At 54.3% G+C, this 17178-nt stretch carries 12 protein-coding genes and 1 pseudogene; 5 read left to right on the forward strand and 8 right to left on the reverse strand.

Annotated elements, in window-relative coordinates; genetic code table 11:
• Nucleotides 1–177: 177 nt before the first annotated feature.
• The 3 genes from carA to IPH75_13215 are packed head-to-tail and all read left to right on the forward strand — an operon-like array spanning nt 178 to nt 5845.
• A complete protein-coding gene (gene carA / locus IPH75_13205) occupies nt 178–1347 on the forward strand; it encodes a glutamine-hydrolyzing carbamoyl-phosphate synthase small subunit (protein MBK7143029.1) in 1170 nt (389 codons plus the stop codon).
• Nucleotides 1340–4558 carry a carbamoyl-phosphate synthase large subunit gene (carB, locus tag IPH75_13210; protein ID MBK7143030.1) on the forward strand — a complete coding sequence of 1073 codons (3219 nt, stop codon included), beginning with the start codon at nt 1340–1342 and terminating at the stop codon, nt 4556–4558. The genes carA and carB overlap by 8 nt, the downstream gene beginning before the upstream one ends.
• 33 nt (nt 4559–4591) lie before the next feature.
• Entirely contained in the window at nt 4592–5845 is a 1254-nt protein-coding gene (locus tag IPH75_13215) for a DEAD/DEAH box helicase (protein ID MBK7143031.1), read from the forward strand.
• Nucleotides 5846–5856: 11 nt separating this feature from the next.
• On the opposite strand, the gene IPH75_13220 is transcribed toward IPH75_13215, so the two are convergent.
• Together IPH75_13220 and IPH75_13225 are read right to left on the reverse strand one after the other, a co-directional pair.
• The gene (locus IPH75_13220; GenBank protein ID MBK7143032.1) at nt 5857–8502 is read right to left on the reverse strand and encodes a protein kinase; all 2646 of its coding nucleotides are present in this window, start codon (nt 8500–8502) and stop codon (nt 5857–5859) included.
• A gap of 269 nt (nt 8503–8771) precedes the next feature.
• Nucleotides 8772–10238 carry a VCBS repeat-containing protein gene (locus IPH75_13225; GenBank protein MBK7143033.1) on the reverse strand — a complete coding sequence of 489 codons (1467 nt, stop codon included), beginning with the start codon at nt 10236–10238 and terminating at the stop codon, nt 8772–8774.
• Nucleotides 10239–10464: 226 nt separating this feature from the next.
• Here IPH75_13225 and IPH75_13230 point away from each other — a divergent pair, with 226 nt between their 5' ends.
• Nucleotides 10465–11655: an aminotransferase class V-fold PLP-dependent enzyme gene (locus tag IPH75_13230; GenBank protein MBK7143034.1), complete on the forward strand. Its 1191-nt coding sequence runs from the start codon at nt 10465–10467 to the stop codon at nt 11653–11655.
• Nucleotide 11656: 1 nt separating this feature from the next.
• Here IPH75_13230 and IPH75_13235 read toward each other — a convergent pair whose 3' ends face one another.
• The 6 genes from IPH75_13235 to IPH75_13260 all read right to left on the reverse strand — a co-directional run bounded on the left by IPH75_13235 (nt 11657) and on the right by IPH75_13260 (nt 16458).
• Nucleotides 11657–12997, reverse strand: a complete 1341-nt coding sequence (locus tag IPH75_13235; GenBank protein ID MBK7143035.1) for a (Fe-S)-binding protein — start codon at nt 12995–12997, stop codon at nt 11657–11659.
• A gap of 3 nt (nt 12998–13000) precedes the next feature.
• Nucleotides 13001–13651, reverse strand: a complete 651-nt coding sequence (locus tag IPH75_13240) for a hypothetical protein (GenBank protein ID MBK7143036.1) — start codon at nt 13649–13651, stop codon at nt 13001–13003.
• Nucleotides 13644–13964, reverse strand: a complete 321-nt coding sequence (locus tag IPH75_13245) for a TusE/DsrC/DsvC family sulfur relay protein (GenBank protein ID MBK7143037.1) — start codon at nt 13962–13964, stop codon at nt 13644–13646. Before IPH75_13245 ends, IPH75_13240 begins: the two co-directional genes overlap by 8 nt.
• Nucleotides 13965–14126: 162 nt before the next feature.
• Nucleotides 14127–14825 carry a peroxiredoxin gene (locus tag IPH75_13250; GenBank protein ID MBK7143038.1) on the reverse strand — a complete coding sequence of 233 codons (699 nt, stop codon included), beginning with the start codon at nt 14823–14825 and terminating at the stop codon, nt 14127–14129.
• 31 nt (nt 14826–14856) lie between these two features.
• Nucleotides 14857–15339, reverse strand: coding sequence for a transcriptional repressor (locus tag IPH75_13255; GenBank protein ID MBK7143039.1), 483 nt, complete (start codon nt 15337–15339; stop codon nt 14857–14859).
• 159 nt (nt 15340–15498) lie between these two features.
• Nucleotides 15499–16458, reverse strand: a complete 960-nt coding sequence (locus IPH75_13260) for an NAD(P)H-binding protein (GenBank protein ID MBK7143040.1) — start codon at nt 16456–16458, stop codon at nt 15499–15501.
• A gap of 138 nt (nt 16459–16596) precedes the next feature.
• Between IPH75_13260 and IPH75_13265 the strand changes: the two are divergent.
• Nucleotides 16597–17068 (forward strand): annotated as a pseudogene (locus tag IPH75_13265) (ASCH domain-containing protein).
• The last annotated feature ends 110 nt before the right edge of the window (nt 17069–17178 follow it).

Raw genomic sequence — 17178 nt, forward strand, 5'->3', positions numbered from 1 at the left:
GATACAAGACTGTGACATTCCATGATTATACTAGCCCCTCTGATTTCCCGCCAGACCGTTCTTTCAGCGAATCAGGTGGCCGCTTGACAGCCGCCGCGTCGTGCAGTACCTTCGCGCGACACCACATACCATTGATCCAACTCCCCGGGCAACACGAGAGGGAAATCGATTCCGGAAATGCTGCGCGAAACCTACAACGCCAAGCTGGTTTTAGAGGATGGCCGCCTCTTTCCCGGCAATCGCTTTGGCGCTCGAACCGATGCCATCGGCGAGGTCGTTTTTAATACCGCCATGTCCGGCTATCAGGAAATTCTCACCGACCCGTCTTATTCCGGCCAGATGGTGGTGATGACCGCCCCGCAGATCGGTAATTACGGGATCGCTCAGGATGATGCCGAATCCCGCCAGCTTTTCCTCTCTTCCCTGATCATCAAAGAACTGAGCCGCGTTGCCAGCAACTGGCGGTCGATCCAAACACTCGACGACCATCTGGCGGCTAACAATATCCCGGGGATAGAGGGGCTGGATACTCGCGCACTAGTTCGCCACCTCAGAACATTCGGCGCCATGCGCGGTGTCATTGCGAACATCACCGACGAAGATCGAGACCTGATCGCTCGCGCCCGCGCACATCCTTCCATGGCTGGAGTCGATCTTGCTTCCACAGTCACGCTTGGCCGACGGTACCAATGGGACAGTCAGGAGCTTCTGCTCAATGGTCACTGGCATCAGCAAGATCTCTTTTCAAATTCGATTCAATCATCGCTGCATGTGGTCGTCTATGACTATGGCGTTAAGTATAACATCCTTCGCTGTTTAACCCGGCTCGGCTGCAAAGTAACAGTCGTTCCAGCCTCCACTTCGGCAAACGACATATTGGACATTAAACCGGATGGCCTCCTGCTTTCGAATGGACCCGGCGACCCTGATCCATTGACCTATGCGACAGATAATATCAAAGCGATGCTTGGCCGACTGCCGATAGCCGGTATCTGTCTCGGGCATCAGCTGTTGGCTTTGGCCGCCGGTGGGAAAACGTACAAGCTAAAATTCGGACACCGCGGAAGCAATCATCCGGTGATCGACCATCGCACCGGCAAAGTCCAGATCACTGCCCATAACCACGGCTTTTCCGTTGATGCCGACTCGCTCCGGGATCGCACAGTTGATATCACGCACATCAATCTGAATGACCTGACAGTCGAAGGATTGTCTCTGCGAGATGTCCCGGCCATCGCCGTGCAATATCATCCCGAAGCCTCACCCGGACCGCACGACGCGTTTCCCTTCTTTGACAGTTTCATCGCACTCATGAAGCAATGGCAGGAGCCTCACAGCCATGCCTAAACGTACCGATTTGCACAAGATCCTCGTGATCGGATCCGGCCCGATCGTGATCGGACAGGCATGTGAGTTTGATTATTCCGGCACACAGGCTATCAAGGCGCTTCGCTCCGAAGGGATCGAAGTTATGCTGGTCAATTCCAACCCGGCCACCATTATGACCGACCCAGAGCTGGCCGACCGCACCTATATCGAACCGCTGACCGTTCCCTTCCTCGAAAAGATCATTCAGCGTGACCGTCCGGACGCCATTCTCCCAAGTGTGGGTGGCCAAACGGCGCTCAACCTCGCTCTTGCCCTGCATAAAGCCGGCATACTCGAGAAGTACAACGTCCAGTTGATCGGTGCATCTGCCGAGGCTATTCGCCTCGCCGAAGATAGAGAGCTCTTCAAGCAAGCGATGATCGAGATCGGTCTGGATGTCCCTCGTTCGTCGCTCGTCTCAAACCATGCACAGGCGAAAAGCTTCGCTAAACAGAACGGCTTTCCGATCATTGTCAGACCGAGTTTCACGCTTGGCGGGTCCGGCGGCGGCATTGCTTACAATCTGGAAGAACTCGATTCGATCGTCACTCGTGGCTTCGCCCTCTCTCCAGTCGGACAAGTGCTGGTCGAGGAATCACTGCTTGGCTGGAAAGAATACGAACTTGAAGTTATGCGCGACTGCCGCGATAACTTTGTGGTTATCTGCTCGATCGAGAACTTCGATTCAATGGGTGTCCATACCGGTGACTCTCTTACCGTGGCTCCCGCACAGACACTGACCGATAAGGAGTTTCAGCGGATGCGCGATGCCGCCGCCGCTATCCTCCGTCGTGTCGCCGTGGAAACCGGTGGTTCCAATGTTCAGTTTGGCGTCAATCCCCGCACGGGCCGACTGGTCGTGATCGAAATGAACCCCCGTGTTTCACGCTCCTCTGCACTCGCCTCCAAGGCGACCGGTTTTCCGATCGCCAAGATCGCCGCTAAACTGGCGATCGGTTATACCCTTGATGAGATCCCTAATGATATCACGCGCAAAACTCCTGCCGCGTTCGAACCGGCGATTGATTATGTAGTCACTAAGATTCCGAAATTTGCTTTCGAAAAATTCCCCGGCGCCGATGCATCACTTGGCATCCAGATGAAGTCTGTTGGCGAAGTGATGGCGATTGGCCGAACCTTCAAGGAGTCGCTCTTTAAGGCGCTTCGCTCGCTCGAGGCTATCAAGCCGTTTCGCCCCGGCGCAATGACGCGCGAGCAGTTCACCGCCGCCCTCGCCACCCCCAATGAAAACCGGCTACATTATATAGTACACGCGCTCGATGTCGGCTGGTCGGTTGACGAGGTCAACCGCCTCACGCAGATTGACCCCTGGTTTCTCGACCATGTCGCCCAGTTCGCGGAACTTCAGCGGCAGATCCGGGGTCGAAGCCTTGACTCGATTGAAAATACCGAGCTGAGTCTCGCCAAGAAATTCGGCTTCTCTGACCGCCGTATCGCCTATCTCACCAATTGCGACGAGGATCAGGTCCGTCAGCGACGCCACGATATCAATCTCCGCCCAGTCTTTAAACGAGTGGATACCTGCGCCGGTGAATTTGAGTCATTCACTCCGTATCTTTATTCAACCTATGAAACCGAGGATGAGTCTGAACCGACTGCCCGCAAGAAAGTAATGATCCTCGGTAGCGGCCCCAATCGTATCGGGCAGGGGATCGAATTCGACTACTGCTGTTGTCATGCATCATTTGCGCTCCGCGAAGCCGGTATCGAAAGCATCATGGTCAACTGCAACCCGGAAACGGTTTCGACCGATTACGACACAAGTGACCGGCTCTATTTCGAGCCGCTCACTCTCGAAGATGTACTTGAGATATATGACAAAGAGCGCCCCGATGGCGTGATCGTTCAATTCGGCGGACAGACACCGCTTCGACTCACGATGCCGCTTGCCAACGCCGGCATTCCGATACTCGGCACGCCGCCGGATTCAATCGATCTCGCCGAAGATCGTGAGCGATTTGCGGAATTCCTGAATAGGTTTAAGATCCGTCACCCGGATCATGCGATCGCGCGCACGATGGCCGAAGGTGATGCCGCCGCTCAAAAGCTCGGCTTCCCGCTTCTGGTCAGGCCGTCCTATGTCCTCGGCGGGCGTGGAATGGCGATCATCTATGGCATGGCGCAATTCCATGCCTATCTCGCCTCTGCCTTTGATGCCGCCCCCGGCCAGCCGATCCTGATCGACAAATTCCTGGAGGATGCCTACGAGTTTGATGTCGATGCTCTTTCCGATGGTAAGCAGTGCATTATCGCCGGGATCATGCAACATATCGAAGAGGCCGGCGTGCATAGCGGCGACTCAACCTCTGTTCTCCCTGCTTACATTAATGATGCCGCTCGCATGGAAGAGATTCGTCAGGTGACCCGTCAACTGGCTCGTGAACTCAAAGTGGTCGGCCTGATGAATATCCAGTACGCTGTCGCTGAGGGAGAACTGTATGTGCTGGAGGTTAACCCACGGGCCTCTCGCACTGTCCCGTTTGTCGCCAAGTCGACTGGTGTGCCGCTGGCCAAGATCGCTACTCGTCTGATGCTTGGACAGACACTCGCTGAGATCGGATTGACGCGTGACCTTGAAGTTGACCGCTTTTTCGTCAAATCGCCGGTCTTTCCATTTATCAAATTTCCCGGCGTCGATCCAAAGCTTTCCCCCGAGATGCGCTCAACCGGCGAGGTCCTGGGCATCGGCGACAATTTCGGCACCGCCTTCTACAAAGCACAACTTGCTGCCGGAATCAAACTACCGCATGACGGCAAACTGCTGATCAGCGTCAATGATCGGGACAAAAAGGGGATAGTCGCAATTGCCCGACGATTCGCCTCGCTCGGCTTTTCGATCGTCGCAACCGGTGGAACCGCCGGTTTCCTCCGCGATATGGGGGTAGCGGCAGAGTCCGTCCTCAAGGTCAGCGAAGGTCGACCTAACTGCGTTGATATCATCAAGTCCGGCGATATCGGACTCGTCATAAACACCCCACTGGGAGCAACTTCCGCCCAGGATGGCTGGTCGATCCGGACCGCTGCTATACAGAACGGCATCCCCTGCATCACCACCCTCTCCGGTGCCACCGCCTCGGTCGAGGCAATTGCCGCTTTCCAGGAGGCAAAAATTTCCGTAGCTTCCCTCCAGGAAATACATACGGCCGCGACCGCCGAAATCGGCAAATGACCGATTTATGAGCCGTTTCGGCGAAAGGACATTGTGACCACACCTACGCCAACTGGCTTCCATGGGCTGGGTATCGCCCCTGGTCTGCAACATGCTATCGCAAAACTGAAATTCACCGAACCAACCCCCATCCAACGCAAGTCGATCCCGATCGCCCTTGAGGGGAAAGATCTGATCGCCGTCGCCCAGACGGGAACCGGCAAAACGCTGGGATTCGGCATTCCGATGATCCAGCGGCTCGCTCAGCTAAAAGGCCGCGGCCTCATCCTCGTCCCGACACGCGAATTGGCGATCCAGGTGGATGAATCTCTGATGGCGGTTGGACGCTCCGTTGGTCTTCGCACGGCCGTGTTGATCGGCGGCGTTTCGGAAGTCACCCAGAAAAAAGCGCTCGAAAAACAGCCTCGCATAATTGTCGCCACACCTGGTCGACTGGTTGACCTGATGGAACAGCGAATCGTCAATCTGTCCAATATCGAGATACTCGTACTCGATGAGGCCGACCGGATGCTGGATATGGGCTTTGCCCCGCAACTTAACAAGATCATCCGCATGGTTCCCAAAGTGCGCCAGACCATGCTTTTCTCCGCGACCATGCCGCGCGAGATCGTTTCATTAGCGCAGCAACATATGAAGATCCCGATCCAGATCGAGATCGCCCCGACCGGATCGACTGCGGACAATGTCGAACAGGAAGTCTTCTTCATCGAGAAGGCCGCCAAAAGATATCTCCTTGAAGAACTGCTCAAGCAGTATCAGGGCTCGGTGCTGGTCTTCTCGCGAACTAAGCATGGCGCGAAGAAACTGACTCGCGACATTCGCGGTGCCGGCTTCTCGGCCGCTGAGATACACGCCAATCGTTCACTGGCACAACGACGCGAGGCGCTCGATGGATTCAAGTCCGGCAAGTATCGTGTCCTGATCGCGACGGATATCGCCGCTCGCGGGATCGATGTGATTGGAATTGAACTGGTCGTCAATTTTGATCTGCCGACCAACACTCAGGACTATGTCCACCGCATCGGACGGACAGCTCGCGCCGGACGAGCCGGGAGAGCTATCTCATTCGCCACTTTCGATCAGCGTGAAGATGTTCGGGAGATCGAACGATTGATCCGCTCTGCTTTGGCGGTCAAACAGGTGCCGGCACTTCCATTTGATCGCGCTCCCCGGACGCAGGTCAAATATGAGTCGGAAGTAAGAACCAAGCCGAAGTCTGAGGGTCCGGCCTTTGGCCGCGCGCCGCGTCGCCCCACCGACCGTGAAAAACGGAGAAAGCTGCGCTAGCCGCTTTCCCCTTACTTTATTGCCGCATCCCAGTTCAGCGTTACCAACGTTGAACTGGTGCTCTGATCCGACAACGGAATGTTCACCAGAAAACGCTGCCCATCCGCACTCACCGCGTACCGGTGCTGAATAAGTCCCGCTCCATTGATCCGTTGATTGAACAACTTCTTCGGGACGCCGGCCTCAAAAGATCCCTTGTCTGTCACCACTGGGACCGCCACAAAATCTCCGCTGTTGTCATAGTAGAAGAGCTCTTTGCCATCGGCTCTCCAAGACGGCGCAAATCCAATATTCGCGGTGATCTGCCACTTGCCGCCGGTTGGCGAGTTCTCCCTTACATAAATCTCAAAGCGTCCTGACTCGTTGCTCTGATAAGCAATATATCTGCCGTTGGGGGAAAATCTCGGTCTTCGTTCCTGGTGTGGCGTACTCGTAAACTCAGTGAACTTGCCACTATCACCTGCACTGAGCAGCCAGATGTCCCATTCCCCTGACTGTTGCCCCACTGCGATCGTGCGACCATCTCGCGACCAGTCGCTCGCACCTACATTCCCTCTGGTGGTAAACACAACGCGTGGTTCTCCGATACCATTCGCCTGTTGTTCCATCAGCTTGTACGTACCACCCGCATCATTGCTATACACGATCCTGTTCCCATCCGGGGACCATTTCGGCCAGACATCCGTGTCCGAGGAAAAGGTCAATCGAGTCGGAACCTCACGCACCAGATCGTACACCCAGATATCCTCAGCCTGACTTTGCTGATCGAATAATCCATAGGCCAGTCTCTTTTCATCCGGCGATAATTCAATATCGCGGTATGGCGCTGACGGGCCGATCGTATCGATCGGCTTTCCATCTCGGTTGAACCAGACCAATTTCCCGGCATCCGCAATCGAGCCAACCTGATACACCAATGTTCCGTTGTCGGCGACAGAAAACAGATATGCACCGAAAGCCTGGGCCACGCGCTCGGCTACCGGGACCGACTCGCCGACAATGTCCAATTTGTCCATCGAAAACGGCTGAGCCAAGAGCACGCCTTCCCGAATATGCAGAATGTACCCGGCCGCGCTGTAGTCGATTTGTGACGAAGTACGGAACAACTTCTTACCTTCCGAACCGTCGTTGGAACCAACACAGACCGTATAGATACCGCCGGATTGACTTGACGTGTCGATCTGAATCAGGTAGAGAAAGTGCTTTCCATCTGGCAGCGCACAGGGCCACGCATGCATCAGCTCCTTCTCGGTCTTGGAGAAAGTAGTCGCGGCGGTTGCGGTTCCGCCGCTCGCGGGTACCTTATGCAGTGAATCGCCGACATTATTATCAAAGATAATGTTCCCGTCTTTCCCCCATGTCCCGTCCGAGCCGGCTGCCTCGGTGATCAGTTGGGCGGGGCCACCGGTCACCGCCATCTTCTTCAATTGTCTACCGACAAAGAACGCCAAATATTTACTGTCCGGCGACCAGAAAGGACGGCCAGCCCCCTCGGTTCCGGGAAGCTGGTACAGATCCAGAGAATTCATCGGTCTGACCCAGATGGAGCGCACACTGTTCGAATCAAATGCCTGAACCGCCAGCATCTTCCCGTCGGGAGACAGCTTGAGCCAGTCAAAGCGCATCCCCGTGTAAGGACGCTCAATCGTGAACCGGTGGACTTCCTTCTCAGGTTCCTTTTGCATCAAGCGCATACCGAGCAGACCTAGCGCACTGACGATCGCCACCGCCGCCACGATCCAGCTCGCGTGCAAACGTCGGCGACGTTGTGCCACTACCGGCGCCGGGATACCGATCTGCGAACCACCCGATGTGATCCAATTCAGTTCGCGCTTCAAATCCCCGGCCGACTGCCAGCGATCATCCGGCTCTTTCGCCAGACATTGCGTCACCACTCGCTCCAGCGTTGGCGGCGCCATCGGCTGGATCGCCGAGATCGGTCGCGGCTCTTCTTTCATGATCGATGCGATCAGACTCGCCTGGCTTTTACCTTCGAATGGACGTTTCCCTGTCGCCATCTCATAGAGCACGACACCAAACGAGAAAAGATCGGAACGGGCGTCCGCCTCTTTCCCTTCCAACTGCTCGGGTGACATATACTGGAATGTCCCGACGATCGTCCCTTCGGTTGTCAACGGCGACGAGGTCCGGGTCATCGAAAGATTGGTCACCGCGCCGGTCGTCTGAAATTTCGCCAATCCGAAATCCAGCAGCTTGGCGCCATTCTTGGTGATGATGATATTGGCCGGCTTGAGATCGCGATGAACCAGCCCCTGCTTATGCGCTTTATCGAGCGCATCGGCTATCTGCATAGCGATCTTTAGCAACTCTGCCGTTTGCATCGGCCCCTTTTCCAGCACTTTGGAAAGCGACTCCCCTTCAAGATACTCCATCACCAGGTAGTCGATCCCATCCTGCTGGCCGATATCGTAGAGCGCGCAGATATTCGGATGGTTGAGACTGGAGATCGCACGAGCCTCGCGGTCGAATCGCTGGCGAAGTTCCGGTGTGGCTGCCGTCTGGGAAGGAAGGACTTTGATCGCGACTATTCGATCGATCCGCGTATCTTTGGCCAGGTAGACCTCGCCCATACCGCCGGCACCAAGCGCCGACTGAACTTCATATGGACCCAGCTTTTTTCCCAACAATTCAGACATCCGTACCTCAATAATGATGGAGTTTTGGATATTGGCGCTATGAGTAAGGGGTAACCTAACCCGGTTCGAGAGGACAGAATAGAGTTATTCTATCCATATTGCAAGCGGTTTGTCAGAAGTGATGGAGCGACTTGTGCTCAGGTGAAAAAAAGCACGAGCCCATGGACCAGTAGCTCGTCCGGAGAACCTGAGGATATGCGCTTGAGTAAGGTCTACCGGCCCGCTATCGCATCAGGCAACCCAACTGCAAGATTCGCCTGCTGAAGAACTCACCTGACTCTGGCGATATCGCCGGCTGATCGACGTCGGGCACTGTCACTGATGACGGAATTATTCAGGTAAACCGAGATAGTCTCCCAGCCAGCCACCAGATCAATGTCACCATCGCCATCCATATCGACAGCCTCGACATCAAAGCAATCATGTGGCTCTTCAAGCTGCAAGGGAGCAGCAAACGATCGTGGCCAGACCGCATTTAACAACAGAGTAATACCATTTATCGTCTCATTTGCCAGTGCCAGATCAATGTCGCCATCGCCATCCAGATCGGCGGCAGATATGGCGCGACACATACCGGTCGCACTGCACGTGTCCATGTACGGACCAAACCAACCGTACCCGGAACCATAAAGCACAGTCACCAATTCGGTGAATCTGTTGGTAACCGCCACATCCGGGAACTCATCTTCGTTCAAGTTGGCAATGACAATCCCGTCCGGAATCTGCCCGGCCGACGGGCGCTGCACCTCATCAAAGCTCCCCAGGCTGTTATTGTGATAGACCGATATACTGGATGAATAGTAATTCGAGACTGCCAGATCAATGTAGCCGTCGCCGTCGAGATCCGCTTGAGCAATATTATAGGGGGCAATCCCCGTTGCATCCTGATCTGTCAACATAAACTGACCATTCCCGGCGTTCAGGTATATCTGCAAGCCGACTGAACTGCCAATGAGCGCCAGATCATTTCTTGAGTCGTTATTGAAATCTGCGATGGCCACACCATGCGGTCCATCAAAGAGGTACCATGCCGTGTCGATAACCAGCACACCCGGTGCTATCTGCGTGAAAATGAACAGAGAATCCAGATTAGAGCTGATGGTTACGATATCGAGGTCGTCATCACCATCCAGATCACCAACATCGCCATCGCCCATCATCCTGGTAAACGCTATCTCCGGTTGCGGTGTCAGCTGGCCATGTCCGTCATTGGTCAGAATACCGATTCCCTCCCAGTAATCGAATTTGACGACATCGCTGTCGCCGTCATTATCTATATCAGCGACTTTGAAATTCTCGCTCCCATACGAGCTAGCGGTTCGCAACGGTTCAGCAAAGAGTGGCAACAGATGCGCGGAATCAAGGTTTGACAGCCCTGACTGATTTCCTACCTCATCCAATGCTCGTACGCAGAAAAAGTACTTGCTTGCAGGTAGGAGCGAAGTGAAGACAAAATGTTCAGAGTCGCCGGGCTGGCTTGGCAGCGGCTCACCATCACAGAATAGAGCGTCATCCCAGGTGGCAAAGTCAACGATCGGAACGGTCGAGCATCGAACGTCATACGATGTCGCTCTACCTTTCGATCCGTTGTCGCCGGTTGCTATCCAAGTCAGTCTGACCATGGCAGAACTGACCTGCACGGCTGAAAGACTGGTGATCGGATCCGGCGCCAGATTGTCGATTGCCGGTTTGTTGGGGCCACCATCGCATCCCGATAAGACGACAAAAATCGCCACAAGAAAGCTCGGTAACAATTTTACAAATGTTTGCAGGTGCTGCAATTGGACCTCCCATACCTTAGATTCACCCGACTACTCTTCATAAGATACGCTTTGGTAGAGATTTTCGCCAGTGGCACGTGCAAGCGAGGAGCTAAAGAATCCCATTTTTACCGTGATTGTTGACTAAATTGACGATATTTGCTATTATTACTACAACTTACTTAATGATGAGGCGACGGGAATGGATAGATTGATTTACCTCGACAGTGGTGCCACCACCTTTCCGAAACCTGAAGAGGTCTACCAGGCGATTGATTTCACCTATCGGAACTACGGGGTGAATCCCGGACGGTCCGGTTATGACCTCTGTATCGCTGCCGGAGAAGTAGTTGAAAATACGCGCAAGTTACTGACCAGCTTCTTTAACGGAACCGACCCGAATCGACTGACCTTCGCTTACAATGCGACCGACGCGCTCAATCTGGCTCTGTTCGGGTCTTTGAAATCGGGCGATCATGCCATCACCACCACCCTTGAACATAACTCGGTCCTCCGCCCCCTTTATCATCTCTGGCGGGATCATGGAGTCGAGGTTGACCATGTGCCGTTTGACAAAGACGGCTTTGTCTCCCCCGATGAGATCAAGAAGCTCTTCAAGAAAAATACCAAGGTCGTGGCCGTCAATCACGGATCGAATGTGATCGGAACGGTGCAGGATGTTTCTACAATCGGTAAACTCTGCCGCGAACGCGATGTCACTCTGATCGTTGATGTCTCCCAGACTGCAGGGAAGATCCCCATCGATATGCAGGCAATGAATCTCGACATCATCGCCTTCACTGGTCACAAATCGCTGATGGGGCCGATGGGGATCGGCGGCCTGTATGTGCGCGAGGGAGTTGAGGTTTGTCATACTCGCGCCGGCGGGACTGGCGTCCGGTCAGCTATCCGTTCGCATCTCGACGAATATCCGTACCGCCTCGAGTATGGTACGCCCAATCTCCTCGGCATCGCCGGTCTCCAGGCCGGCGTGAAATGGCTCCAAAAAGAGGGGCTGGAGAATATCGAACGGACCGAAACCAGGATGCTTCGATTACTCCGCGATGGCCTAAAGAAGATCGACGGAATCACACTGTATTGTCAGGACGATCTGGCCAACCATATCGGGGTGCTGTCGTTTAATGTCGATGGAACTGAGGCGGCCGAGGTCGGCACAATGCTGGACGTTGACTACAATATTGCCTGTCGAACCGGACTACATTGCGCGCCGATGGTTCATGAACAGCTCGGCACAGATAAAATTCACGGCTCGGTTCGTTTTGGGATCGGGCCATTTACTGTTGAATCGGATATTGAAACTGCGGTCAGTGCGGTAGCGGAGATCACACAGATGAGACACGCTGTCGCCGCCAACGGCCGCCGGCATTCATAGATCAGGCGGGCGGGTTCAATACCAGCGCGTCGGCCACCATCTCGGTGACGGTTTTTATATCAACACCGAGTTTGTAATGCTTGTTGAGTTCTGACAACTGATCGATGCAGTTGTGGCACGGCGCAACGACCACCTTGGCGCCGGTCGCCGCGATCTGGTCTGCTTTCATTTGTCCGGCCTTGATTCGTCTTTCGGCGTAGCGAGTCATTGACAACTGCCCACCGCCGCCGCCACAGCAGAAATTCTTCTCCCGATTGGGATTCATCTCCACCAGATTCGAAACCGCCTGTCTCAAAACAACGCGCTGTGGATCTACCACGCCGCCGAGCCGCCCGAGATTGCAGGGATCATGGAGTGTCACTGGCTTGGTGTGCTTGCCCGGATCGACCGTGATTTTTTTCTCTGCCAGCATGCGTTCCAATATATCGAGTATGCTGATCTCCGGAATCTCGTGAGGTTTCCCCCGCCACTCCGGTCCCTCCCATCGATTGGCATTAAAGCCGTGGCCGCACTCCCCGAGGATGATGGTTTTGGCGCGGAGTCGTATTGCTGTATCCTGGAGGCGTGAAGCGATCAGCGCCGATTTTTCATCATCACCACTGAACAGCCCATAATTGGTGACATCGTAGTTGTCCGATGCAAAAGTCCAGCTCACTCCGGCAGCATAAAAGATCTTTCCGGCCGCCAGTAACGAAAGCGGATAGAATTTTGCTTCTCGTGGATTGATCGAATACAGGTAGTCGACATCCGTCTTATCCAATGGGAGCTCCGCGGTGGGGTCGCCTGTCTCTCCCTGTAATTCCTCGGTCAACCAGGCGATAGTATCGAGCCATTCCTCTTTCGAGATCCCCATATTATTGCCGCTATTGATCGCGGTGTCGACTGTCGATTGGAGCGAACTCGGAACCAAACCGGCCGATGCCAGCGCGGTACGTCCGCGGCGAATGATCTGGTGGATGCCGATTCCCATCGTGCAATTGAGCGTGCATCGCCCGCACAGAGAACAGCGACCATACAGCGAATCGACCCATGCGGCAACACTGCCGGCATCGAGTGGTCGCGCGCCAACCAGCTTCGGAAAGAACCTCCCCGCGACAGTATGCCTGCTCTTATAGAAATCGGCTATCAACCCGGCCTTGTACGCCGGAATTGCCTCGTTCTCTGGATTGGTCAGGAAATAATGACAGCTATCGGCGCAGAGACCGCAATGCACACAGGTCAGGATCTGCGAAACCAGTTCTCCATCGAGCGTTGCTTCCAGCGAAGCGATTATCTGGTTTAGCTGCTCGGATGTAGCCGGGCTGTCCAGTTTGCATGCGTTGACATCGGGTCCGCTGGTCATCTCTTATGCTCCTGCCTGATCATGTGGAAGCACCCCCCGGCGCCCGAAATACTTACCGAAAGTCACCCGGCTGACGAAGAAAAAGCAGCAATGCCGAATCTTCCCCAGTGGCAGGTAGAGCAGCAGCAGGATCGCACTGATATGCAGAAGCGGCGTCAGGTCTGGTTCATAGATTGCCACAGCAGCCGCCAGTAGAAAGATGTCGACCAGAAGATTGGCCAGGAAATCATCCGGATGGCTGATCGCCCGCAAGTACCGTGTGCTGATCCGCTTTATGAGTAACCCAAAACCAGTCAGACATCCTGCGATCACCGGCGCTACTAAAATTGCATTCCAGAATTGACCAGTTTGCGGAGGCGCGAGCGAAAGCAGAAGCAGCAGAAATGCTGCAAAGATCCCTATATGGTAGATCACTCCGGCGACATACGTCGCTATATGCTGACGCGCGGAATCTTTCTCCCACGGCATCATCCCTTCGACAAACGCATAGCGGATACCCGCGCTTTCACTCCCAACCGCTAGCGCATACGACTTTCTCTCTCCAAAAGAGCGAGCTTTACGCAAAGCAAGGATCAGGCCGACCAGCGCAAATGCAAATGCGCCGATCACCGCATACTTCAGAAGAGAAAGTGGCCCAATCCATAGATCAGACACAGCCATCCGGTTTGGGAAGGCCGGCCAGTTTGCACGCTCCCTTGGCGGGGCCGGAGGGAAACAACTCATAGATACGGCGCAGCGGAAGACCCGATGATTTGCAGACGGCACGGACCATGGGTGCCATATTCGTTTCCAGGAAATGCCCCCGAATAAACTCGATCACTTTCCAATGATCGGGAGTCAGCTCATCAAGTCCCTCTTCGACTTTGGCCAGAACTTTAGCGACCTCGTGGTCCCAGGCAGTCGGGTCAGAAAGAAAGCCCTCTTCGTTCAGTGCCAGAGTCTTCCCCTGTACTTCTATATTCGACATCGCAAATACCTCCGTCGTTACCGAACCAATATACCACCAATTCTGTCTTAAGACCAACAAAATTGTCCACGATGTTTGAGTCGGTAATGTTGTGCGGGAGGCAGAGATATGATGACCGGCCGCCACAAGCTGACGGCCGGTCTGCAAGTATACTAAAGAGTATTACTTCGGAAGGGATTTCATGCAGAAGAACCAGTCGAGACACTCGTAATCGTCGCCGGCATTGTCGACACGGTCTTTCGCCACGCCGCAGGAGCCCGGAGGCGGAATGATCACTTTGTCCCCCGGACGCCAGTCCGCCGGGGTGGCTACCTTATGCTTGTCAGAGGTCTGCATGGCGACCAACAAGCGCATGATCTCGTCGAAATTCCGCCCGTTCGACAACGGATAATAGATTAGGGCACGGATAATTGACTCAGGGTCGATGAAAAAGACCGCGCGAACCGCCTGCGTATTGCTGGCGCCCGGCTGAACCATACCGAACTTCTTGGCAACATCCATGGTCAAGTCAGCGATCACAGGGAATTTGACCTCAACGTTTTCCATCCCGCGATACTTGATCTTCTCTTTGATCGAACGAAGCCAGGCAATGTGGCTGTAGTGGGAATCGATCGACAGACCGATCAATTCGGTGTTCAGTTTCTTGAATTCCGGCTCCATGGAGGCGAAAGTCATAAACTCCGTCGTGCAAACCGGCGTGAAATCCGCCGGATGTGAGAACAGGATCACCCATTTCCCTTTGTAGTCGGCCGGGAAATTGATCTCGCCCTGGGTGGTGACGGCATGAAAGGACGGGGCCTTTTCGCCGATCAGCGGGACGCGAACGTCATCCGTCCTCTGTGCCAATGTCGATTCACTCATGATTTGCTCCTTGTGTATTGGTTGTTCGGTCTCAATTTTTCTTCTTTGTTGCTTTGCCTGTCGCCTCACTGCAGTGATGGCAGATCCCCCGCAATTCGATACGCGTCTCCTGCACCCTTCCTATCATTTGCGCTGCAGCCGGAGTTCGCAGTGCTCTGTACTCACGACTTTGGAAATCGTAGACAGTTTCGCACTGGATGCAGACAAAGTGATGGTGCGGACCGAGATTGGCATCGAAACGGATCCGATCTGGTGATGAATCAACGGTATGTAGCAGGTGCAGATCCCGGAGGAGCCGGACCGCCCGATAGACCGTATCGAGTGAAACTCGCGGAATACGCTTCTGTACTCCCTTGTAGATAGTCTCTACATCGGGATGAAGTTCGCTTGAGGCGACCGCGCGAAAGACTTCTTCGCGAGCGCGCGTCACTTTGACCTGATGCCGATCGCAGATATCGTAGAAGTGATCGATCCGCTGCGCTATTTCTTGCCCGTTTTTCAGTGCCGTCTCCAAATAAGAATCATTACTACCACATGGATAGTACCATCTATAATCGAAATCGGCCAATAGAAGTTCAAACTATTTCAGAAAAAACGCACCTTTGTATACCAAAGAGTACACAATGACGGGTTAAATATCGGATGAAGTTAGTCGGACTAAAACAAAGTAAGACTAACGGGTGTCGGCGCGTAGCTGCGCGACAGTCGCCTTGATCCCGTCGTAGTATGATGTGAATCGAAGAGCAGGGAGTGCGTTGCGCAATCTGCTGCCATCCAGAATGACCGGCTGCTCCTGCAAATAAGCCATCTCTTTCAACTCCCGTAGTAGCGGCGAGAAAAGCCCCAACACCGTCAACATGGTTTTGCCGACCGCCATATACTTTGGTTTATCCATTCCAAATTCAGCGTAGACTTTCTGCGCGAATTCGTGTACGGAGATGGTCTCATCTGATGCGACATTATAAGAAACGCCAAATAGCTCCGGTTGATCGATCAACCCGGTTATGACTGCACCAATATCCGGGGTATAGAAGAACTGATGCGGAGTCTCAACCGGTGCAAAGACATTGGCCGTCTTTCTTTTGGCTGCCGCGCTGAAGACCTGCCAGGCCAGGGAGTTCTCCGCGTCGAAACCGTAGAAATCGGGTAGTCGCAGTGAGAGTACCGACAGCCCATTCTGCCCGTGCGATGCCAGCGCGATATCCTCCTGCTGTTTCCGATACTCTCCCTTAACTGAACAGGGGATTCGAAGATGATCTTCGGTCACCTTTTCAGACTGCGGCAATCCGTAGGGATAGACATTGGTGATCAGGATCAACTTCTTCAGCCCGACCTGTCGCGCCGCTTCGAGACAGACATGCATCATCGGTGGATACTGCGCAAAATCCTTCTTTGTATATGGAAGGCCTATCGCGTAGATCGCCGTGTCGACTTCTGCAAGCGCGGAACGACATCCTTCTATCGTCGTCAGATCCGCGGTCTGGATCTCAACCGACTGACCCGCAAATGCGCGCGTCAACTTCTCCCGGCTTCGACCGACCACGCGAACAGCGAGTCCTTGTTTGAGAATTTCCGGGGTCGCTCCCTTGCCGATCGCGCCCGCCGCACCAAGGATGGCTACTTTTTTCTGCATATGCGGGAGTATACAAAGGCTGATTTTCGCTGTCATCAGTTTTTGATCGAATTGTCAGTGAAATTGGCTGGCCGATCCAACCTGTCCTCTTTAACTTGAGCAGAAGCCGCGACTAGAGAAAGCAGGATGAACTTCAAGATGAATGAACACGCAGATGCCTTCTGGAGAGAATTTCTGGCAACTCTCCCCCCGGACCATCACGCCCACTCGCGTCCGATCCCGGTCGCCGAAGGATTCGGTGACAATCCGGAACTTGCCGAAGAACTTGGGCAGTTGATCCATCAGGGGATCAAGACCGCCACCTGTGCCTCCCTGTGGGAACACGAATTGGAGGGATTGCCGATCCCCCAGGCGGGCCAGTACGAGATAGTCCTGGATGGTCAGAACCGGCCGCTCGCGGTCTACCTCCTGACTGAGGTGACAATCCGCCCCTTTTGACGAAGTGGATGCTTCCTTTGCATTTGAGGAAGGCGAGGGGGACCGTTCATTAGAGACTTGGCGCGAAGGGCACTGGCGGTTCTTTGGCCGCATCCTTAAGCCGCTTGGCCTCGAGGCTGACCCCAAAATGCCACTGATCTGCCAACGATTCCAAGTCGTCCATAAACGATAAAATCGGTCTATTAGTCACCCGGACAGATCAATCCACTGTTTTTGGGGGCGGCTCCGGCCGCCCAACAGATTTCGCTGCTTCGGATGCAACATTTTGTTTCCCGGCTCGTC

The organism is bacterium (genome assembly GCA_016708025.1).
Lineage (GTDB): Bacteria > Zixibacteria > MSB-5A5 > GN15 > FEB-12 > FEB-12.

Bases quoted from the DNA above. Each gene is read 5' to 3' on its own strand.
- carA (MBK7143029.1), top strand. From the start codon at position 178: ATGCTGCGCGAAACCTACAACGCCAAGCTGGTTTTAGAGGATGGCCGC.
- carB (MBK7143030.1), top strand. From the start codon at position 1,340: ATGCCTAAACGTACCGATTTGCACAAGATCCTCGTGATCGGATCCGGC.
- IPH75_13220 (MBK7143032.1), bottom strand. From the start codon at position 8,502: ATGTCTGAATTGTTGGGAAAAAAGCTGGGTCCATATGAAGTTCAGTCG.
- IPH75_13230 (MBK7143034.1), top strand. From the start codon at position 10,465: ATGGATAGATTGATTTACCTCGACAGTGGTGCCACCACCTTTCCGAAA.
- IPH75_13235 (MBK7143035.1), bottom strand. From the start codon at position 12,997: ATGACCAGCGGACCCGATGTCAACGCATGCAAACTGGACAGCCCGGCT.
- IPH75_13245 (MBK7143037.1), bottom strand. From the start codon at position 13,964: ATGTCGAATATAGAAGTACAGGGGAAGACTCTGGCACTGAACGAAGAG.
- IPH75_13250 (MBK7143038.1), bottom strand. From the start codon at position 14,825: ATGAGTGAATCGACATTGGCACAGAGGACGGATGACGTTCGCGTCCCG.
- IPH75_13260 (MBK7143040.1), bottom strand. From the start codon at position 16,458: ATGCAGAAAAAAGTAGCCATCCTTGGTGCGGCGGGCGCGATCGGCAAG.